General features: G+C 65.2%; 21 protein-coding genes. 8 read left to right on the top strand and 13 right to left on the bottom strand.

The features are described 5' to 3' along the window. Positions 1-23: 23 nt before the first annotated feature. Positions 24-1097 (top strand): NAD(P)H-dependent amine dehydrogenase family protein, encoded by a 1074-nt coding sequence (locus G6N28_RS09865; RefSeq protein ID WP_163899815.1) that lies wholly within the window; start codon positions 24-26, stop codon positions 1095-1097. A gap of 25 nt (positions 1098-1122) precedes the next feature. Then, positions 1123-1965, top strand: coding sequence for an SDR family oxidoreductase (locus G6N28_RS09860; RefSeq protein ID WP_163899813.1), 843 nt, complete (start codon positions 1123-1125; stop codon positions 1963-1965). A 12-nt stretch (positions 1966-1977) separates the two neighbouring features. Here the strand turns inward: G6N28_RS09860 and G6N28_RS09855 are convergent, their stop codons facing one another. The 3 genes from G6N28_RS09855 to G6N28_RS09845 are packed head-to-tail and all read right to left on the bottom strand — an operon-like array spanning position 1978 to position 3641. Further along, positions 1978-2781: an SDR family NAD(P)-dependent oxidoreductase gene (locus G6N28_RS09855; protein ID WP_128110488.1), complete on the bottom strand. Its 804-nt coding sequence runs from the start codon at positions 2779-2781 to the stop codon at positions 1978-1980. Between the two features lie 24 nt (positions 2782-2805). After that, the gene (locus tag G6N28_RS09850; protein ID WP_163899811.1) at positions 2806-3000 is read right to left on the bottom strand and encodes a (2Fe-2S)-binding protein; all 195 of its coding nucleotides are present in this window, start codon (positions 2998-3000) and stop codon (positions 2806-2808) included. Further along, a complete protein-coding gene (locus G6N28_RS09845) occupies positions 3000-3641 on the bottom strand; it encodes a fatty-acid--CoA ligase (protein WP_163899809.1) in 642 nt (213 codons plus the stop codon). Before G6N28_RS09845 ends, G6N28_RS09850 begins: the two co-directional genes overlap by 1 nt. 186 nt (positions 3642-3827) lie before the next feature. On the opposite strand from G6N28_RS09845, the gene G6N28_RS09840 reads away from it, so the two are divergent. From G6N28_RS09840 to G6N28_RS09830, 3 genes are read left to right on the top strand one after another with little or no spacing between them, the layout of a single operon-like run. Continuing rightward, positions 3828-5024: a cytochrome P450 gene (locus G6N28_RS09840; protein ID WP_235674532.1), complete on the top strand. Its 1197-nt coding sequence runs from the start codon at positions 3828-3830 to the stop codon at positions 5022-5024. Between the two features lie 52 nt (positions 5025-5076). Next, the gene (locus G6N28_RS09835; protein WP_235674531.1) at positions 5077-6090 is read left to right on the top strand and encodes a spirocyclase AveC family protein; all 1014 of its coding nucleotides are present in this window, start codon (positions 5077-5079) and stop codon (positions 6088-6090) included. A 32-nt stretch (positions 6091-6122) separates the two neighbouring features. Beyond that, the gene (locus G6N28_RS09830; protein ID WP_179962050.1) at positions 6123-7235 is read left to right on the top strand and encodes a dihydrodipicolinate reductase; all 1113 of its coding nucleotides are present in this window, start codon (positions 6123-6125) and stop codon (positions 7233-7235) included. Here the strand turns inward: G6N28_RS09830 and G6N28_RS09825 are convergent. Further along, positions 7224-8834: a class I adenylate-forming enzyme family protein gene (locus tag G6N28_RS09825; RefSeq protein WP_163899802.1), complete on the bottom strand. Its 1611-nt coding sequence runs from the start codon at positions 8832-8834 to the stop codon at positions 7224-7226. The genes G6N28_RS09830 and G6N28_RS09825 overlap by 12 nt on opposite strands. A gap of 107 nt (positions 8835-8941) precedes the next feature. On the opposite strand from G6N28_RS09825, the gene G6N28_RS09820 reads away from it, so the two are divergent. The 3 genes from G6N28_RS09820 (at position 8942) to G6N28_RS09810 (ending at position 12001) form a co-directional block, all read left to right on the top strand. Further along, entirely contained in the window at positions 8942-9481 is a 540-nt protein-coding gene (locus tag G6N28_RS09820) for a nuclear transport factor 2 family protein (protein ID WP_128110494.1), read from the top strand. Positions 9482-9554: 73 nt separating this feature from the next. Continuing rightward, positions 9555-10775: a CaiB/BaiF CoA transferase family protein gene (locus G6N28_RS09815; protein WP_163906061.1), complete on the top strand. Its 1221-nt coding sequence runs from the start codon at positions 9555-9557 to the stop codon at positions 10773-10775. Positions 10776-10780: 5 nt separating this feature from the next. Continuing rightward, on the top strand, positions 10781-12001 hold the full coding sequence (locus G6N28_RS09810) for a cytochrome P450 (RefSeq protein ID WP_163906059.1): 1221 nt from the start codon (positions 10781-10783) through the stop codon (positions 11999-12001). 8 nt (positions 12002-12009) lie between these two features. Here G6N28_RS09810 and G6N28_RS09805 read toward each other — a convergent pair whose 3' ends face one another. Genes G6N28_RS09805 through G6N28_RS09765 form a run of 9 tightly spaced genes read right to left on the bottom strand, consistent with a single transcriptional unit; the run spans position 12010 to position 19389 of the window. Beyond that, entirely contained in the window at positions 12010-12606 is a 597-nt protein-coding gene (locus tag G6N28_RS09805) for a hypothetical protein (protein ID WP_163899800.1), read from the bottom strand. A 58-nt stretch (positions 12607-12664) separates the two neighbouring features. Next, positions 12665-13267 carry a TetR/AcrR family transcriptional regulator gene (locus tag G6N28_RS09800; protein ID WP_163906058.1) on the bottom strand — a complete coding sequence of 201 codons (603 nt, stop codon included), beginning with the start codon at positions 13265-13267 and terminating at the stop codon, positions 12665-12667. A 29-nt stretch (positions 13268-13296) separates the two neighbouring features. Next, positions 13297-14466 carry a lipid-transfer protein gene (locus G6N28_RS09795; protein WP_163899797.1) on the bottom strand — a complete coding sequence of 390 codons (1170 nt, stop codon included), beginning with the start codon at positions 14464-14466 and terminating at the stop codon, positions 13297-13299. Continuing rightward, complete coding sequence (locus G6N28_RS09790) at positions 14463-14915, bottom strand: MaoC family dehydratase (protein ID WP_163899795.1); 453 nt, start codon at positions 14913-14915, stop codon at positions 14463-14465. The genes G6N28_RS09795 and G6N28_RS09790 overlap by 4 nt, the downstream gene beginning before the upstream one ends. Further along, positions 14912-16033 carry an acyl-CoA dehydrogenase family protein gene (locus G6N28_RS09785; RefSeq protein WP_163899793.1) on the bottom strand — a complete coding sequence of 374 codons (1122 nt, stop codon included), beginning with the start codon at positions 16031-16033 and terminating at the stop codon, positions 14912-14914. Before G6N28_RS09785 ends, G6N28_RS09790 begins: the two co-directional genes overlap by 4 nt. 16 nt (positions 16034-16049) lie before the next feature. Next, on the bottom strand, positions 16050-16463 hold the full coding sequence (locus tag G6N28_RS09780) for a Zn-ribbon domain-containing OB-fold protein (RefSeq protein ID WP_163899791.1): 414 nt from the start codon (positions 16461-16463) through the stop codon (positions 16050-16052). Continuing rightward, positions 16464-17018: an FAS1-like dehydratase domain-containing protein gene (locus G6N28_RS09775; protein ID WP_163899789.1), complete on the bottom strand. Its 555-nt coding sequence runs from the start codon at positions 17016-17018 to the stop codon at positions 16464-16466. It abuts the gene before it with no gap. 17 nt (positions 17019-17035) lie between these two features. Then, positions 17036-18217: an acyl-CoA dehydrogenase family protein gene (locus tag G6N28_RS09770; protein ID WP_163899788.1), complete on the bottom strand. Its 1182-nt coding sequence runs from the start codon at positions 18215-18217 to the stop codon at positions 17036-17038. Beyond that, positions 18217-19389, bottom strand: coding sequence for a cytochrome P450 (locus G6N28_RS09765; protein WP_163906056.1), 1173 nt, complete (start codon positions 19387-19389; stop codon positions 18217-18219). The genes G6N28_RS09770 and G6N28_RS09765 overlap by 1 nt, the downstream gene beginning before the upstream one ends. Positions 19390-19567: the final 178 nt, after the last annotated feature.

Below are 19567 nucleotides of genomic sequence, written 5' to 3'. Positions count from 1 at the left end.
GTCCAGATTGAGGGAGTGTCGGGATGACTCGTGTGATTCAGTGGGCCACCGGTGTCACCGGAATGATGTCGCTGCGGCACGTTCTCGGCCGACCCGACCTCACGCTTGTCGGGGTGCGTGTCTACGACCCCGCGAAAGCCGGAGTCGATGCCGGTGCGCTGTGCGGCGTGGGGGAGACCGGAGTGCGCGCCACCGACGATCGCGATGCCGTCATCGCCACCGACGCCGACGTGGTGCTCTACATGGGCAAGGTGGAAACCGACACGCCCGGCTGCTTCGCCGACGTCTGCGACCTACTCGCGTCCGGAAAGAACGTCATCGCCACCGGCAGCAGGTTCATTCATCCACGCTCACTGCATGAATCGCTTGCAGAGAACCTCGAGAGCGCCTGCAAGGCAGGACAATCGTCGTTCCTCGGGCTGGGGCTGTATCCGGGTTTCGTGGCGGAGTCGATCGCGCCCGTTCTGTCGCGGTTGACGCAGCGGACGAGCAGGATCAACGTCCGCGAAGTGCTCAACTACTCGACATATGCAAGCCACGACCTGATCTTCAACGCCATGGGCTTCGGGCATGCACCCCAGGACACCACGCCGCTGCTGGCCAACCCCGACTACGCGGCCGGGGCATGGATCGGCAGCGCGACCGTGCTCGCTCAGGCGCTCGGACTCGAGATTCAATCGGTGCAGGGCTTCCGCGAGGTCGCGACGACACCGCGCGCCCTGACCGTCGCCGCGGGCGACATCCCGGCGGGCACCGTCGGTGCCATGCGATTCGGTGTCGTGGTCGACTGCGGCGAGACCACGATGTCCGTCGAGCATCTCACCCGCATGGCCGACGATCTGGCTCCGGACTGGCCGACCGAGATCGGCTACGAGGTCACCTTCGAAGGTGAGCCGAACCTGCGGATCCATCTCGAAATCGGCTCCGCCGGCGAAGATCACGCCGAACAGGGTTGCCTGGCCACCGCGATGCACGCGATCAACGCGATACCCGCCGTAGTTGCCGCCGAACCCGGGCTGTACGACCTGTCCACCATTGCGCCGTTTGTCGCGCACTGGACGAACCGGGTCGGTAACGTGGGTTCTCATATCCGATAAATGAAGTTCTCGGCAGGAGCGTGTCATGGAGGACGTGCTGGGGTATCGCGGCAAGTCGGTTGTCGTCACGGGCGCGGCGTCCGGCATGGGGCAGGCCACCGCGCAGATCCTCGTCGATCTCGGCGCGACGGTCACCGCCCTCGACATCAAACCCACGACCGTTCCCGTCGCGGGTGCGCTGCAGGTCGATCTGCGTGACCAGTCGAGTATCGAAGGGGTAGCGGCGGCCATCGACGGCCCGGTTGACGGGCTCTTCAGCTGTGCGGGGCTTCCCGGTCCGCCGTTCAGCGAGTGGGACACGATCCTGGTCAACTTCGTCGGGGCGCGTCACCTGGCCGAGTGCCTCGTACCGAAAATGCCCGACGGGTCGGCGATCAGCGTCATCTCGTCGTCGGCCGCAATCGGGTGGCAGGACCACATCAAGGTCATCACCGGGCTGCTCGAAACCAAAGGGTTCGAGGCGGCTGTCGAGTGGTTGTCGGCCAACGAGAAGTTGTGGTCGTGGAGCGGCTACGCCTATTCGAAGTACATCATCGACGCGTGGGTGGGGTGGTGGTACCCCGAGCTCGGTCGCCGCGGTATCCGGATCAACTGCATCAATCCGGGACCCACCGAGACTGCGATGATGCCGGCCTTCCAGGACCTGATGGGTAAGGACACCGTCGATCAGGCGGTCGGACCGATCGGGCGGTATTCGACGCCGGAGGAGCAGGCCTGGCCCCTGGTCTGCCTCGGGAGCCCGCGCTTCAGTTATGTCGGCGGTGAGGTGCTGTGGACCGACGGCGGCTGGAACGGCGCCATGACGATGGGCCGGCACCAGGCGCAGTGGGCCGACACGGCCGCCGCGGAGATGTCGAAGAACAGCTGAGCGAGCCAGGGCTCAGATGAAGTCCGAACCGCCGTCGACATTGACGGTGGCTCCGGTGACGTAGCCGTTCCGGCGTGACGCCAGATACGCCGTCGCCGAGGCGATCTCCTCGGGCAGCCCGGCCCGGCCGAGGTCACAGGGGTGACCGTAGGTGCGCTCCACCCACGTCATCACATCGTGCGGATCCGCGGAGTTCAGTCCGTCGGCGCCGAGCACGTCCCTGAGAATCTCGGTGAAACTCGCGGTCACAATGGTGCCCGGGCATACGCAGTTCACCAGAATGCCCTCTGGTCCAAGGCTCTTCGACAGATTCTTGGTGAAGCTCGACAACGCCGCTTTCGTTGCGGTGTAGGCGACAAGTCGCGGGCTCTGGCGCTGAATCGAGTGCGCGGACAGGGTGACGATTCGAGCCCAGTCGGCGGCACGCAGCATCGGGAGTGCTGCGCGCACGGATCGAACCGCGGACATGGTGCCCAGGTCGAAGGCAGCGTGCCAGTCGTCGTCGTCGAGATCTTCGAAGGCACCCGCGTCGGGTCCCACCGTGTGCACCAACACGTTCAGGTGTTTCCACGCTTCACCGACCGCGCTGTACCCTGCCGCGATCGAGCCGGCGTCGGCCATGTCGACGGTCAGTGCAAGCACCTCGGGCGCGCCGGTTTCACGGATCCGTTCGGCCGCGGCATCCAGGCCTCGCTGTCCACGCGCCATGATCGCCACCGATGCCCCTTCGGCGCCAAGCGTTTCGGCGATCGCCAGCCCCATGCCCTTACTGCCACCGGTGACGACGGCCGTCGCACCTTCGAAGCCCAAATCCATTGATCGGTCCCTTCTATCGGCCGCTCAAACCCTGCTTTGACTGCCTGATTCCGTTGTCGCTGCAGCGGAGTCGATGATCGAGCGGATCGTGCGCCGACACCTGCCGCAATCCGAACCGGCGCCGCACGCGGTGGACACCTGTCGTGAAGTGCAGGCGCCGGCGGCGACGGCATCGGAGACCGTCTCGACCGTGACGCCGAGACACAGGCAGACATACATCAGTGCAAGTCCGTCCCGGCCGTCTCGGCCAGTCGCATCGCATGGACGAACCGCCCGACGAAGACGGGCGGGTAGGCGCCGACCCCCGCGGATGCGAGCCATTCCGAGGCGATGTCGGAATGGGCGACCCACTGCAGCGCGTTTCGGGCCGTCGCAAGCTGGTGCAGGAACAGCACTTCACGGGGCGTGTCGAGGGCCCGGTAGACGAGGGTTCGGCGGATGCCCGACCGGGCGAAATCGGCCAGCGATTCGCGCACGCGATTCACGAAGACCTCGACATCCTCAACCCGGGTGACCGCGGCAACCACCACCTCGGTGCCCGGCGCCGGCGGTTCACCGAGGTCGAACCGTCTCACGGCTTCGCCTGCGAAGACGGCAGGAAGGTCTTCGACGCCGACGGCGTCGAACCATTCGAAGAGGTACGGCGAGCGAAGAATGTCCAGCAGCGGTTGCTCAGTGCGGACACCGATGACGACCAGTACTTTTCCGGCTTCGACTATCGACTCGTACACGAACGCATATCGCGCACCGAGGTCGCGGAGACTCTCCTCGTGACGCGCGAGTACCGATCCCACGCGCCGGGATTCGCCGATTCGGAACTCAACGGCGAAGATGAAGCTGCGAACGGCGGCTGGGGCCATTCTGCGCCTCCTTCGACACCGATATGCGCCGGCGAATCCGATCTCCGCGTGATACGAGAATTCATATTCTCACATGGGCAGTTGCGGCGATAGCCGACCGTATCGCGAGCGTCCTGGCCGCGCATGCAAAGAGCGGGCCGGGAGAAACGCGCCATAGCGAAGCCCGGTAAAGCCTATTCTCACGGAGTGACCTACAGGGTGAAGGTTGGGCCGTACTACGACCCGTTCGACTTCGACATCGACGACGATCCTTACCCCGTGTGGAAACGGCTGCGTGACGAAGCGCCGCTGTACCACAACGACAAGTACGGTTTCTACGCGTTGAGCAGGTACTCAGACGTCGCCCGCGAATTGGCCAACTGGGAGGATTACCGGTCGGGCAAGGGCACCACCATCGAGTTCATCCTCAACGGCGTCGAGGTACCGCCGGGCATCATCCTGTTCGAGGACCCGCCGATCCATGACTTTCACCGGCGGCTGTTGTCGGGTGTGTTCACGCCGCGGCGCATGGCTGCCATCGAACCACTGGCACGGGAGTTCTGTCGGCGCGCACTGGAACCCCTCGAGAAAGCGGAGACGTTTGACTTCATCGCCGACCTCGGCGCGTGGATGCCGATGCGCACCATCGGATACCTGCTGGGTATCCCCGAGGACAGGCAGATCGCGATCCGGCAGAACACCGACCGGCTTCTCGAGCTCAAAGACGGCGAACTCGTCGATGTGGCCGACGACGCGCTGACGCGTCAAGGCTCGATGCTGGAGGAGTTCATCGACTGGCGTTACGACCACCCATCAGACGACCTGATGACGGAGCTGGTGAACGCTGAGATCGAGGAACCCGACGGCAGTACCAGGCGGTTGACCCGCGGAGAGGTACTGACCTATACCGGCACCCTCGTCGGAGCGGGAAACGAGACGACGACGCGGCTGATCGGCTTCGCCGGACAACTGTTGTCCGACCATCCGGACCAGCGCCGTGAACTCGCGGCGGATTTCAGCCTGATCCCCGCGGCGATCGAGGAGGTGCTGCGCTACGAGGCGCCGTCGCCCGTGCAGGCCCGCTATGTCGCCCGTGATGTCGAACTCTACGGTGAGACAGTCGCTGAGGGCTCGGTGATGTTGCTTATCAACGGCTCGGCGAACCGCGACGAGCGACAGTACCCGGATGCGGACCGGTTCGACATCCATCGGCAGGCCGCCCACTTGTCATTCGGGCGTGGCATTCACTTCTGTCTCGGCGCCGCATTGGCACGCATGCAAGCGCGTGTGGCGCTCGAGGAGGTGCTGACGCGTTGGCCGGACTGGGAAGTCGACTATGGGGCGGCCAAGCGTGCGCACACCACCAGTGTGAGAGGTTGGTCGACTCTGCCAGTGAGCGTGTGACATGGCGAATACCGTTGAGCGCGGCTCAAGCTCCGGCATCGAATCATCCACCGTGACCCGATTCTCGCCGTGGCCCGCCAGGGTCGGATGGGGCCTGTTCTTCGCCGCCTATCTGGTGTTCGCGATCGTGACCATCGTGAACATCCAGTCGGGCCTGCACGGGCACCCGACAAAGACCAATCCGAATCCCGGTCCTGCTCCCTACCCACCGTTCCTCGGCTTCGACAACTGGCCGCTCGGCGTGGCCTTCAGTTCGATTCCGCTCGCCATCGGCCTGGTCGGTGTGCTGGGATGGCTGTCCTGGCGCCAACGCAAGGTGCACTGGGCGGTCGTCATCGCGTTCGCCGGGCTCATAACCGGGGCGCTGGATCCGCTCGCCAACTGGGCGACGTTCGCGATCTTCGATCCGCGGATGCTGCACTTCCCGTTTTCATGGCCGTATGTCAACATCGCACCGAATCTCGAACCCGCCCTGGCATTTCTGGGCGGCTATGCGGCCTACTATCTGCTCAACGGGCTGGGATTTCTGAAGTTGCACGACTTACTGCTGGACCCACTGATGCGGCGCACGCGTTGGCTGGCGGAGCGCAGGCTGATCAGGGTGTTCATCGGCGCGACGATCATCGCCATCCCGATCAACGGCGTCATCCAGTTCACCTGGATGCGGGCCGGGATCTTCTTCTACACCGAAGCCGTCGGGCCTGTGCTTCAGATCGGCCACATCCATTTTCCGCTGATCATGGCGCTCTACGATTCGGTGATCTTCGCGATGGTCGCGGTGATGTGTGTGCGTGATGAGAGCGGCGACATGGTGCTGATCAACCGCATCGCGCGGTGGTTGCCCGCGCGGTCAGGCCGCCCGAAGGTGACGCTGACACGGCAGCTGTTGATCTCGGTGGCCGTGGGCCTGGTGTCGTTCTCAGTGCCGTTGGCGGTGCTTGCCGGGCTGCGGGAAGCCGGCCTGTCGAGGCCCTCATTCGACCAGAATCCCTATCCCGAGATGAACCTGTACGACCCGTACGGGCATCTCGAAGGCGCCGGCAAACCGGGGCCGTTTTACCGGTGACATCAATGGCCACGTGCGAGGAGAGTGAGCAGATGGTGACAGATGGGCTCGGCAGACGATACCGAGTTGTCCACGCAGGCACCGGTTTCACCGGCCGTGAGGCATTACGCGCGGTGATCAATGATCCAGCGCTCGATCTCGTCGGGGTGAAGGTGTCGACGCCGGAAAAGGCCGGGCTGGACGCAGGCGAACTGTGCGGTGCACCATCTGTCGGCGTATCCGCGACCGACGACCTCGCAACCGTTCTCGCGTTGAAACCCGACTGTGTGACTTATTGCGCGACCGCCGTTCGACGCGAAGAAGAGGCGATCGCAGACATCGCCGCGTATCTCGACGCCGGCATCAACGTGGTGACGTTCTCGCTGATCCCCATGGTTTATCCCGCGGCGGCTCCCGCCGAATGGCGCGACACGCTGGAAAGCGCTGCAGCACGAGGCAACTCGACGTTCTATGCCACCAGCAGCGAGCCGGGGTTCATCAGCCTGAACATTCCCACGGCGCTGCTGGCAGGGGCCGGTCGCGTCGACTCGTACCGCATGGACGAATACGCGCTCGACCTCGACAAGTCCTACCCGATCTGGGATGTCCTGCACGAGTCGATGGGGTTCGGAAAGCCCGACGGCCATGTTCCGGTTCGGATCGCGTCGGGGAAGGTGGACAAGGACTGGGGCACGGTGGTGTCCTACATCGCCGACATCCTCGGCTTCGAACTCGAAGGAATCGAGCTGGACTGGGAGACGCTGCTCGCGCCGACCGATCTCCCCACCGCACTCGGTGTCATTCCCGAGGGCACGATCTGTGCGCACCGATGGCAGCTCTCCGGGATCGTCGGTGGCCGCCCTGCCGTCGCGGTTCAGTACTTCGCGACAGTCAGCAGCACGCCATGGCCTGACCGTTGGCCCAAGCCGGCCCGCGAGGGTCAAGGCGGAATGGTGTTTCGCGTCAAAGGAAATCCCAACATGGACCTCGAGCTTCACCTCGAGCAGTCGGAGACCGACCGGGTGAACCCGGGGGTCGCGGCCACGGCACTGGCGGCGGTGAACGCCATCCCCAGCGTCGTCGACGCGCCGCCAGGTGTGATCGCCAGGCCCTTGTCGGGGCCATCGGTCGTCACCCGGCAATCTGCGGGTTCGTCACCCGTCTGACAGAAGGTCGCTCAGCTGCTTGGCGAGGTCGGTCTTCTTGACCTTGCCCGTCGCCGTGAACGGCAGCTTCTCCTTCGGCGTGACCCAGATGAACTTCGGCACTTTGTATGCCGAGAGGCGGCTGCGCACCTGCGCCCGCAACTCCGCGGGGTCCAACTCGGCCTCACCGCGCGGCACCACCGCCGCCGCCACGATCGTGCCGTTGTGCCCGTCCTCGGCGCCGACGACGTACGCCTCGAGAACGCCGTCACAACCCGTCAGTGCCTGTTCCACCTCGCCAGGGGTGACGTTCGTCCCGCCGCCGGTCTTGATCAGATCGCCCAACCGGCCGGTGAACCTGATCCAGCCGTCGTCGTACTGCACTCCACAGTCGCCCGTGCGGTAATAGCCGTCCGGGGTGAACACGTCCTCGCGTTCGCGCTTGTACAACCGCTGCATCAGCGAGTAGCCGCGCACCCAGATTTCGCCGTCCGTGCCGGGGGGCACGGGGTCTCCCGTCGCGGGATCGACCAGCAGATGCGAGAGTCCCTCGATCGAATATCCACCCGTCTCCGCGCGCTCGGCCGGCTGGGCAGGATACGGATCGACACCGATGTGGTTGCCGCAGAGTTCGGTCATCCCCAGCGCGTTCGGACCTTTCGGTCGGCGTTCGGGCGGCACCATCGCGGGCATGCTGGTGCGCTGCACCGAGCTCAGGTCGCGTCGTGCGAAGTTCGGATGCTCCGCCAGCGACTTGCCCTGCTGTGGCCAACCCAGCGTGATGGTCGCGCGGTGCCGCTCGATCAACTCGAGCGCATCGGCCGCGTCGAACGCCGGTTGGGTGACCAGCGTTGCGCCGTGGTGGATCACGGCGTGAATGCCGGTGATCAAGCCGCCGACCCAGAAGAACGGCATCGAGGTGAACATCACCGTGTCGTTCGTGATGCCGTAGTCGAAGGTCAGGTTGTACGAGTGGCGTACCAGTGTGCCGTGGGTGTGCACCGGGCCTTTCGGGTCGCCGGTGCTTCCCGAGGTGTAGATGATCATCACGTCGTCGGCCGGCGTCACGCAGGACTCGACGTCGACCAGAAAGTCGAGCTCGAGTCCCGTCGCGCGGTCGGCCGAAAGCGCCGTCGTCCACGGGCGCTCACCCTCACCGAGCACCGCGATCATGCGCAGATATGGTGCGCCCCGGACGACCAGCCTGCCGGGGATGGCTTGGTCCGCGAGTCCTGGAAGTGCCTCCTCGAGCCGGTCGAGAAAGCTGTTGCCACGAAATTCCGGCCGGGCGATGATCGCCCGCAGGTCCGCGTGACGGGCTGTCCACGCCAGCTCCGGAGCCTTGTAGAACGTGTTCAGTGGCACCGCGACCGCGCCGATTCGGGTCGTTGCGAACCAGGTGACAGCCCAGTCGACGCTGTTGGGCATGAGTATGCCGACGTGATCGCCCTTGCCGAAGCCCTCGGCCAGCAGCGCCGTCGCCAACCGCGCCGACTCGAGGTCGAGGTCGGAATAGGTCAGCGTCTGCCCGTCGGCGATGAGGAACGGCTTCGCCCCGAAGCTCGCCGCGCACGACCGAACCAGCGCGGGGATCGTGGGCGTGATGCTCGGGAAAGGCACGACTGGAATCCTCCGCTCGGACGGGGTGGCCCACCCAGGATATCCACTCTGTCGAAAAGCGAGAATACTTGTTCTCGCTAGCCCTGCACGGCCATTACACTGCACGCATGTCGTCGTCGGACCGGCTGGAATCCCATCTTGAGATCGCGCAGTTGCCCAGCCGCTACGCCATGGCGCTGGATGCGCGCGATCTCGACGCCCTGGTGGCGTTGTTCGTCGACGACGTCGACGCCGGTGAGCACGGCAAGGGCAGAGCGGCGCTGAAAAGTTGGTACGACGAGGTGCTCCGCAGGTTCTATCGCAGCATCCATCTGATCTGCGGACACGTAATCGATTTCGTCGACGACGACCATGCGACCGGCTCGATCTACTGCCGTGCCGAGCATGAGGACGGCGACGGGTGGTTTGTCATCACGATGCGCTACGACGACGTTTACGAGCGCCGCGACGGGAACTGGTATTTCGTGAAGCGACGAGAACACCCCTGGTACTCGGTCGATGTGACCGAGCGCCCAGGGCCGGAGTTCATTCGATGGCCTACCGATGTGCCGCTGCGTGCGCCGATGCCCCATCGGATGCCCACCTGGCGCGCATTCTGGGAAAGTGGAGACCCGGCGCTTCCCGGCCGCCTGTCCAGGCGGCCCTAGTGCGTTTACAAACCGCTATGAAAGTGCGATTCTCACATTCGTAAATGCTCGTTACCGGTTGTAGGAGGCCGTCATCAGCGTCGACAACGTACTAAGCGGGGTCCGTGTGCTCGAGGTTGCCGCGTGGACATTCGTGCCATCGGCCGGCGCGGTGCTCGCCGAGTGGGGCGCCGAGGTGATCAAGGTCGAGCCACGTGCGGGTGGAGATCCGCAGCGCGGTCTGGTCACCATGGGCATCGTCGACGAGGGGGGTGGTGCGGTCAACTACATGATCGAGATTCCCAACCGCGGTAAGAAGTCGATCGGCGTGGACCTGAGCACTTCGGGTGGCCGCGACGTGGTCCGCGAGGTGGCCAAGACCTGCGACGTGTTTCTGACCAGTTATCTGCCGGACCGCCGTAAGAAGTTCGGCATCGATGTCGATGACATTCGGGAAGTGAATCCGAGCATCGTGTACGTCCGTGGGTCCGGGCACGGCCCCAAAGGTCCCGACGCGAACAAGCCCGGGTACGACGGGGTGTCCTATTGGGCGCGGGGCGGTATCGCCACCGTCCTCACTGAAGACGCCGAGGAACTCGTCCGTTCCCGGCCGGCGTTCGGCGACCTCCTCGGCGGCATGACCATCGCGGGCGGCATCGCCGCCGCACTGTACAAGAAGGCGACGACCGGTCAGGGGTCAGTTGTCGACGTGTCGCTGCTCGGGCTTGCCGCGTGGAACCTCAGTCCCGACGTCGCTGTGAGCCAAATCCACGGTGGCAGCGCCATTCCCAAGTTCGGCCACGCCGACGCGCCCAACCCGCTGGTGGGCACGTACCGCACGAAGGACGGGCGCTATGTCCAGTTGATGATGCTGCAACTCGACAAGTTCTACGCGGAGGCGATGCGGGTGATCGGCCTGCCCGAGTTGATCGATGATCCGCGGTTCGCCGACCCCGCATCGCGGTACGAGAATCGGGTGAGCCTGATCGCCCTGCTCGACGAGGCGTTCGCCAAACGCACGGTCGCCGAATGGCGCGAAATCCTGGCGCCGCTCTCGGGTGCGTGGGGAATCGTGCAGACACCGGCGGAAGTGTGTGAGGACCCCGCGGTCACCGCGAACGGATATGTCGCCCAGACCGAAACCGTCAACGGCGTTCCGTTCTCGATACCCACCAACCCCGTCCAGTTCGACGAGCGCTCGGTGGTGCCCACGGGTGCGCCCGAACACGGTCAGCACACCGAAGAAGTCCTGATGGACGCGGGACTCGACTGGGAAACCATCGAGAAACTGAAGGAGTCGGGGGCGATCCTGTGAGTGCGATGTCACCGGAAATAGGCAACGCATCCGTCGAATTCGACCCGTTCTCACAGGACTTCTTCGACGGCGCGTATGACACCTACCGGCGTCTGCGAGACGAGGCCCCCGTCTACTACAACGCGAAGTGGGACTTTTGGGCGCTGACGCGCTACGAGGACGTGACCCCCGCGACGAAGGATCACGAGACCTTCTCTTCGGCCAAGGGCGCGACGCTGGACATGGTCAAGGCGCACGACGACGCGATTCCTGTGCCGAAGGTGATCATCTCGATGGACCCGCCGGAGCACCAGAAGATGCGCCGGCTGGTGAGCAACGTCTTCACCCCGCGTGCGATCGCGGCGCTGGAAGACATGGTGCGCGACAAGGTCTACGAGCGCATCGAGGCGCTCAACCCGAAGAGTTTCGACGTCGTCGCGGACTTCTCCGCGCTGTTCCTGAACGAGGTCATCACGACCATGCTCGGAGTGCCCGAGGAGGATCGCGACCAGATCCGGCGCTGGCTGGACCTTCTGCTCGAGCGTCGCCCCGGTGAAATAGCGGTCCCCAGAGAGGGATACGAGGCCTCCATGAACACCGGCCTCTATTATTACGACCTCGTACAGCAACGCAGGGCAGCGCCCCGGGATGACATGATCAGCCGTCTTATCGAGACCGAGATCGAACGCGACGGTGTGGTGGAAAAGCTCACCGACGTCGACATCACGGGCTTTGCGACGATGCTCGGCGGCGCGGGCGCCGAAACGGTCACCAAACTGATCGGCAACGCGATGGTCGCGTTCGCCGACTTCCCCGACCAGTGGCGAAAGCTCCGCGACGACCGAAGCAAGATCCCGGCCGCGATCGAGGAACTACTTCGGTACGAGGCGCCGTCGCAGTATCAGGTCCGGACCGCGACGCGAGACGTCACCTACTACGGCACCACCATCCCGAAAGATGCGGCCGTGTTGCTCGTCACGGGCTCGGCGCTTCGCGACGAGCGGATGTTCGACGACCCCGACCGGTTGGACATCGATCGGGAACGCAAGATGGGCTTCAATCTCGCGTTCGGCTATGGCGTGCACAGTTGCCTGGGAGCCGCCTTGGCGCGGATGGAAAGCCGTATCGCGCTCAACGCGCTGCTCGACCTCATTCCAGAGTACGAGGTCGACCGGGACGGTTTGCGGCGCGTGGCGATGTCGAACGTCTGCGGTTATGCGAACGTCCCGGTGCGCAGCAGGTCCTGAGGCGGCCGTCAACTCGGCAGGGCCGAGATAGCCGCGGTAAGGGAACGGAAGTTTCCGTGGAACGTTTCAACGGATGATGTTGCCGCCGTGCCGATCGCCTTCATCGCGTGGTACTTGAACGCCCGCGCGGCAGAGCTGAGGCGATGTTGGACGTCGGATGCCGAAGCCGGTGCGGAGGGCCAACTTCCGCCCCACGCGGCGACGTCGACGCCGTGCCGTCGGGTGGCGTCGTTGACGGCGCGGCGCACCCCCTGAGGCCGCTCGTACATCACTGCGGCGAACGCGATCGCGGCGGGCCATTCCGGCCCGAAATCGAAACTCTGCGGCAGGATGTGAGCCTCGACGCCGAGGATCTGCAACGCTCGCGTATCGCCCATGGTTTCCAGATAGACCTCGACGCGCCACCCGACTCGCAGCGCGTCGGCGACGAGCCCACCGGCTGCCGACACCACATCCGCCGTATCAGGCGCCAGCACCAGCAGCTTGGGCGGTGCCGCGCGGCTCCGGTCCCGCCGGCTCCGGATCTGCCGCGAGGTCTGCGCCGCCGATGCCGCAGTCGGTTTCACCGGAACCTCCTCGAGTGTCCTGAAAATCAGGATATTCAATATGTGAGAATAGTCATATTCGCAGGACCACGCGTGACCACGTCGAGGCTCGCCGCGGTTAGCGTCGCCGGGTATTGCCGTCGACGAATCCGTTCACCACATAGGCCCGTACGAAGTCGGCCACGGCGTCGTCGTCGCGCATATCGATCATCGGAGAGGGAGTGGTGAACAGCGAGAACAACATTCGGGCGAACCACTCTGTCGCCGAGGGAACATCCAGGTCGGCACGGACCTCCCCGGTGAGCCTGGCCGCCGCGACATAGGGCGCCAGGAACTCGGCGCAGTCCTTCAACAGGGCAGCGGCGTTCTTCGTCATCATGAGGTTGACTTCCTCGGGGTCGAAGTACGCCTCCGGTTCGACGACCCGACGTGCCTGCGTGACGAAGACGGCCGCGCGCACCAGGCGGCCTTCCAGGGTGCTGCCACCGTGCCGATCGATGGCCTTGGCCATGTTGCGGTAGAACCGCTGCGACGCCGCCTCAGCGCAGGCCTCGACGATCGTCTCCTTGTCCCGGAAGTACTCGTAGAACGTGCTGCGCGACACCCCGGCCTCCCGGGCGATGTCCACGATGGTGGTCTTGGCCAGTCCACGGGTGCGGAAGCAGGCGAAGGCCGCCGAGATGATGACATCTCGGGTATCGACCGCCACCGACTGCGTCACGTCAGACACCACCGCACGACACTAACGGCTCACCGGTCGGGTGCGAGGATGAGGCCGCTGGTCGGAACGCCGGTGCCCGACGTGACCAGGACGTGCTCGACGTCGTCGACCTGGTTGTACGAGGTGCCGCGAATCTGGCGGACCCCTTCGGTGATGCCGTTCATGCCATGGATGTAGGCCTCGCCGAGCAGACCGCCGTTGGTGTTGATCGGCATTCGGCCGCCGAGCGAGAGCTCGTCGACCGACACGAAGTCCTTGGCTTCGCCTCGGCCGCAGAATCCGAGTTCCTCGAGCTGGGTGAACACGAACGGGGTGAAATGGTCGTAGAGAAATGCGGTCGAGATGTCGTCCGGTTTCAATCCAGAGTTGCGCCACAGCTTGTCGCCGACCACCCCCATCTCGGGCAGACCGGTGATGTCGTCGCGGTAGTAACTGGTCATCACCTCGCCGTCGTAGGCCGCGCCCTGGGCCGCCGCGGTGATCACGGCAGGCGGCTTGGCGAGATCGCGAGCGCGTTCGACGCTGGTGACCACCATCGCGACCCCACCGTCGCTCTCCTGGCAGCAGTCGAGCAGCCGCAGCACTGGTTCGATGATCCAGCGGGACTCCTGGTGCTGTTCGAGGGTGATCGGCTTCCGGTAGAACCAGGCATCGGGGTTGTTGGCCGCGTGCTTGCGGTCGATCACCGAGATCTTGCCGAAGTCGGCGTTGGTGACCCCGTAGGTGGTCATGTAACGCTGGGCGTGCAGGGCGACCCATGCCGCGGGCGTCATGAATCCGAACGGGGCATACGGCGCCATCCACAGCGGGGTCACGCCGGGTTGACGGCCGGCGCCGCCGAACCGGAACCCGGAGCGCTCGTTGAACGCCCGGTAGCAGACGACCGCTTCGGCGGCGCCCGTGGCGACCGCCATGGCGGCCTGCATCACGGTTCCCGCGGCGGCCCCGCCGCCGTGCGGAACGCGGGTGAAGAACGTGAGGTTCTCGATGCCGACGTTGCGGGCGACCTCGATCTCCTCGTTCTCGTCGACGGTGAAGGTCACCATGCCGTCGATGTCCTTGGGGCTCAGCCCAGCGTCCTCGATCGCGGCTTTGACTGCCTCGCAAGCGAGTTGCATCTCGGTCCGGCCCGACTCCTTGGAGAACTCGGTCTGGCCGATGCCGACGAGCGCGGCCTTACCGCCGATGCCATCTCTCATGCCTCGACCCCGTCGAGCAGACTGAGCACCGCGGTGCCGGTGACGTGATCGCCGAGGCTGTTGGTGCCCTTGAAGGCGACCTCGACAAAGCCTTCGCCGTTGGCCGACGACTTGCCGGTCACGCTGCCCTCGAACCGCAGCGAGTCGTTCGGATAGGCGGGCACCCCGAGTCGGATGGACAGCTTCTTGACCATGGCCTCGGGTCCCGCCCAGTCGTGCAGGAACCTGACACACAGCCCGTTGGTGGTCAGGATGTTGAGGAAGATGTCCTTGGACCCTTGGGAGTTGGCGAAGTCGCGGTCGTGGTGCACCGGCATGTAGTCGCGGGAAGCGATGGCGCCGGCCACGATCAGCGTGGTGGTGACGGGGATTTCCATCGGCGTCACCTCGTCGCCGACGCTGACGTCCTTCCACGCCAGCGTGGTGGTGCGGTTGAGAGTAGAGGTCATGGGGTCAGTCCTTCCGCGTACGTTCTGCCGAGCCGAGCCAACTGCTGGGAAGCAGATCCGAGTGCGAGTTCAATCTGCTTGGCCCACAGGAAGTATCGGGACAAGGGGTAGGTCACGTCGATGCCCATGCCGCCGTGCACCTGCTGGGCCGACGCGGTGACGCGCGCCCCGGCTTCGGCGGCCCAGAACTTGGCGATCGCCGCCTCCCGCTCGGCGGGTCGTCCCTCGGCGATCAGCCATGCCGCGTGCCAGGTGGTCCAACGGATCGCTTCGGTGTCGATGAACGCGTCGGCCAGACGTTGTTGGACAGCCTGGAACGATCCGATGGGGCGCCCGAACTGTTCGCGCTCGCTGGTGTAGGAGGCGGCCAGTTTCAGCGCCCGCTCGGTCACGCCGATCTGCATCGCGCACAGACCGACCAGCGCCCTGGTGTACAGCGCTTCGACAATGCCAGTGCCGATGTCGCCTTCAGCGTTTTCGCTGAGCCGCCGCCCGACGGCGTCCGTCAGCTCGACGTCGGCGAACGGTTCGCCGTTGGTGGTCGTCGCGGGCATCACCCGCACCCCGTCACCGGTTTCGACGACGAACAACCCCGGGCCGTCCTTTGTCCTGGCCGAGACGACGATGGCCGCGGCGAGTTGGGCGGCCGGCACCAACTCTTTGGTGCCGGTCAGCCGCCAGACGTCACCGTCGGGCCGTGCGGTGGTGCGCGGTGCGGTCGGATCGGAGCTTCCCGGTTCGGCCAGGGCCGCGGTCAACAGGGTACCGCCGTCGACAACGCCGGGTAGATAGCGTTTCTGCAGATCCGAATCACCGTGTCGGGCAATGGCGTCCGCGCCGAGGACGAGCGTCGCGTACACCGGAACCGGCGCGACGCTGTACCCGACCTCGCTGAGCAGCACGCCCAGCTCCAGGAACCCGCCGCCGGTTCCGCCGACGGACTCGGGCAGCGCGATCCCTAGCAGGTCGGCCGCCGCCAGCTCGGACCACAGCGCGGCGTCGTAGCGGACCTCGTCCGCCTCGAGCTCGGTCAGATGCTCTGGTGTGGCACGGTGCTCGAACAGCTGTCGGGCCACCTTGGCGACGGTCTCCTGCTCATCGGTGAAGGTGAAATCCATTGACTGTTCCCTTTACTCAGCGGGCCGGCCGGAACTGATGCAACACCAGCTCGTCCCCGCTCGGCAGGGCCTCGAAGGTCTCATAGAAGACCTCCACGGCCATTCCGACCTCGATCGCCTCCGGTTCGATGTCGCAGAGGTTCGACACGATGCGCACCCCCTCGTCGAGCTCGATGAGCGCGACGACATAGGGGTATTCGAGGAACGGCAGGGGCGGGTATTTCGGCATCACGAAGCTGTAGACCGTGCCGCGCCCGCTGGACACCACGTAGTCCCAGTTCAGCGACTGGCAGCTGCCGCACATCGGGCGGGGCGGTACCCGCAACGTCTTGCAGTCCGTGCAGCGCTGGATCCGTAGCTCGTGCTCTTTGAGTCCCGACCAGAAGAATTCCGTGTCCGGGCTGATCGAGGGGGCGAGTCTGCTGGCCATTCAGTTTCCCGTCTTGAATCGCAGGGTCCGGAACCATTGGCGTCCGATGACCTCGCCGTCCTGATCGCGGTAGGTGGTGACCCACGTGACGAAGAAACCGTTACCCATGGCCGTCTTCTTCTCATCCGAGATCGACTCGAAGACCGTCTCTGACGTGATCTGGTCGCCGACGCGGGGATACCGCTCGATCTCGAACTCGGAGTTGGTCGCGATGATGCCGGTGTAGCCGGCGTCGGAGAGGAACTGCAGGGGATTTTCGCCCTTCATCTCGATCGGCACACCGCCGCGCTCGTGAATGCCCTCCAGCTTCGGCGGCGGCATCGTCCAGCTCTGCAGCATCACCGGCGGCGAAACGATCGCGCCGTAGCGCGAGTTCTCGGCGAACTCGGGATCGAGGTAGGCCGGGTTCATGTCGCCGATGGCGTACGCCCAGTGCCGGATCATCGCCGTGTTCACCGGATCCGGCGCGTGCACGGGCTTGCCCACGCCGTCGGTGGGCTTGCCGATGAGTGCGTCGAGGCGTTCACGCAAGTCGTCTTTGGCTGTGTCGGTCACTGCTGCTGGGATTCCTTTCAGGACGCTCGCATGTCACGGGGTGCCCGCGGCATTCCGAGGCCGGCCATGGCGATGATGTCGCGTTGCAGTTCGTTCGCGCCCCCGCCGAAGGTGTTGATGACGGCCAGCCGGTAGGCGCTCTCGAGCTCGCCCCTCAGCGGCGCGTCGGAACCCTTACGTGTACCGGCCTGCCCGACGACGTCGAGCAGCTCGCGGGCCACCTGCTGGGTGAGTTCGGTGCCGAAAACCTTTGCCGCGGAGGCTTCTCCCATGCCGAGCGCGCCGGAGCTCATGCTCGTGTTGACCCGCAGGTTGAGCAGTCGGTAGGCGGCGACCTGCGCCTCGACGCGGGCGAGCGCCTGCTGGACCCATGGCTGGTCGATCACGCGTCCATCGTCCAGCGGTGTGGTCCTCGCCCATTCCAGGGTCTTGGCGAACAGCGGCTCGAGCGCGCCGAGATTGCCCAGCGCGGCGCGTTCGAGGTTCAGCTGGTTGGTCACCAGCTTCCAGCCTTGGTTCTCGCCGAGCACGATGGCGCTCTCGGGTACCCGCACGTCGTCGTAGAACGTGTAGTAGGTCGACACACCGGGCATGGTGTGTAGCGGCTTCCAGGAGAAGCCCGGCGAGTCGGTTGGCACGATGAACACCGTGATGCCCTTGTGTTTCTTGGCTTCTGGGTCGGTGCGTGCCGCCAACCAGATGTAGTCGGCGAATTCCGCTCCGCTGGTGAACATCTTGGAGCCGTTGATGACGAAGTCATCACCGTCGCGGACCGCAGTGGTGCGCAACGACGCCAGGTCGCTGCCCGCGCCGGGTTCGGAGTAGCCGATCGCGAAGTCGACGGTGCCCTGAAGGATCGCGGGCAGGAACTTCTGCTTCTGCTCCTCGGTGCCGTATTGGATCAGGGTGGGGCCGACGGTGTTGAGCGTGATCATCGGCAACGGTGCGTTCACCCGGCGCGCCTCTTCGTTGAAGATGTACTGCTCCAGCGCGGTCAGCCCGCGGCCGCCGTACTCCACCGGCCACGCGACGCCGAGCAGGCCGGCTTCGCCCAGCGCCCGCCTGCACTCCCGCACCGCGTCGCCGCCTTCCATCCGGCCTGCGACCGCTGCGCGCCGCTCCGGGGTCATCACGGCCGCCAGCCGCTCCCGGAACTCTTCTCGGAGTCGCTCCTGTTCGGGTGTGTAGTCGAAATCCATCAGCGGCTCGCCCCCAAGCGCACCGGCATGCGTTTGACGCCCGGCACCATCGTCGCGCGCAGGCGCGTCACGTCGCCGGTCAGCTCGATGCTCGGGTAGGTACCGAGGAGGACCTCGAACATGATCCGGGCCTCCAGTCGCGCCAGCTGAGCACCGAGGCAGGCATGTTCACCGGCACCGAAGGCGATGTGCGGGTTGGGGTTCCGGGTGATGTCGAACTCCTCGCTGGTGGGGCCGAAGATCTCCTCGTCCCGGTTAGCCGAGCCGTACAACATCACCACCGTGTCACCGGCGATGATCTTCTGTCCGCGGATTTCGACATCTTCGGTGGCCCTGCGCGCCATGTGCGTCACCGGGCTGGTGAATCGCAACATCTCCTCGACCGCGCACGTCAGCAGTGACGGATCCGAACGAAGCAGCGCGAACTGGTCGGGATGCTGCAGCAGCGCCACCGTGCCCAGCGCGATGAGGTTGCGGGTGGTCTCGTTACCCGCCACCAGAAGCAGGAACGAGAAGTTGAGCAGATCGGCGTCGCTGAGGCGCTCCCCGTCGACCTCGGCGGCGGCCAGGATGCTCAGCAGATCGTCCTGCCCGGAGACCTTGCCGGAGCGCCGGGCGTCGATCAGCTCGGTGAAGTACGCGTAGAGCTCGCCGAGTGCGACGAGGTGATTCATCTCGATGTCGGGGTCCGCGGTGCCGACGGCCGCGTCCGACCAGGTGCGGAACTTCTCCCAGTCCTCGGGCGGGGCGCCGAGCATCTCGGCGATCATCCTGGTGGGCAGGGGTGCGGCGATCTCCTCGGCGAACTCGTACTCCCGGGAGGGGTCGATGCCGCCGACGATGCCGTTGACGATGTTGCGGATCTTGGGTTCCAGCAACGACACCTGGCGGCGGGTGAACCCGGCGTTGATGAGCTTGCGCAGCTGCCGGTGCCGGGGCGGGTCCGTGAAGATCAGGTTGCCTTCCTGGACGGGTTCGGGCTGGCTGGGATCCGGAATGGTGATGCCGTGAGTCGACGAGAACAGCAGGGGATGACCGGAAACGAACCGCACGTCCTCGTACTTCGTCAACGCCCAGAAGTCGGTGACGTCGTTCCACACCACCGGTGCGCTGTTGCGCAGTTCGCGATAAGCCGGATACGGGTCGCCCGCGTAGAAGTCGGGGGAGTGCAGCGGGTGGGCGGAGGTGGGTCGGGACGTGGATTCTGTGGGCACCGCGGGCTCTCCTCGACGAATCGGACATCGGACACATCGCGCTGCAATGTCCGGCTGTTCTGTGTCTACTCTATGGGCGACACGCTGTCAATCGGCATTCTGCCAGGAAAATACGCGTGTTCGTTGACGAGCCACC

It is taken from the genome of Mycolicibacterium pulveris (assembly GCF_010725725.1).
GTDB lineage: Bacteria > Actinomycetota > Actinomycetes > Mycobacteriales > Mycobacteriaceae > Mycobacterium > Mycobacterium pulveris.
Note: the sequence above shows the minus strand (reverse complement) of the source record. Positions and strands in the feature narration are given on the sequence as shown.

Excerpts from the sequence above, each read along its gene's own strand:
- G6N28_RS09860 (WP_163899813.1), top strand. The coding sequence starts at position 1,123 with ATGGAGGACGTGCTGGGGTATCGCGGCAAGTCGGTTGTCGTCACGGGC.
- G6N28_RS09845 (WP_163899809.1), bottom strand. The coding sequence starts at position 3,641 with ATGGCCCCAGCCGCCGTTCGCAGCTTCATCTTCGCCGTTGAGTTCCGA.
- G6N28_RS09770 (WP_163899788.1), bottom strand. The coding sequence starts at position 18,217 with ATGGATTTCGACTACACACCCGAACAGGAGCGACTCCGAGAAGAGTTC.
- G6N28_RS09865 (WP_163899815.1), top strand. The coding sequence starts at position 24 with ATGACTCGTGTGATTCAGTGGGCCACCGGTGTCACCGGAATGATGTCG.
- G6N28_RS09785 (WP_163899793.1), bottom strand. The coding sequence starts at position 16,033 with ATGGATTTCACCTTCACCGATGAGCAGGAGACCGTCGCCAAGGTGGCC.
- G6N28_RS09780 (WP_163899791.1), bottom strand. The coding sequence starts at position 16,463 with ATGGCCAGCAGACTCGCCCCCTCGATCAGCCCGGACACGGAATTCTTC.
- G6N28_RS09850 (WP_163899811.1), bottom strand. The coding sequence starts at position 3,000 with ATGTATGTCTGCCTGTGTCTCGGCGTCACGGTCGAGACGGTCTCCGAT.
- G6N28_RS09830 (WP_179962050.1), top strand. The coding sequence starts at position 6,123 with ATGGTGACAGATGGGCTCGGCAGACGATACCGAGTTGTCCACGCAGGC.
- G6N28_RS09820 (WP_128110494.1), top strand. The coding sequence starts at position 8,942 with ATGTCGTCGTCGGACCGGCTGGAATCCCATCTTGAGATCGCGCAGTTG.
- G6N28_RS09810 (WP_163906059.1), top strand. The coding sequence starts at position 10,781 with ATGTCACCGGAAATAGGCAACGCATCCGTCGAATTCGACCCGTTCTCA.
- G6N28_RS09855 (WP_128110488.1), bottom strand. The coding sequence starts at position 2,781 with ATGGATTTGGGCTTCGAAGGTGCGACGGCCGTCGTCACCGGTGGCAGT.
- G6N28_RS09790 (WP_163899795.1), bottom strand. The coding sequence starts at position 14,915 with ATGACCTCTACTCTCAACCGCACCACCACGCTGGCGTGGAAGGACGTC.
- G6N28_RS09795 (WP_163899797.1), bottom strand. The coding sequence starts at position 14,466 with ATGAGAGATGGCATCGGCGGTAAGGCCGCGCTCGTCGGCATCGGCCAG.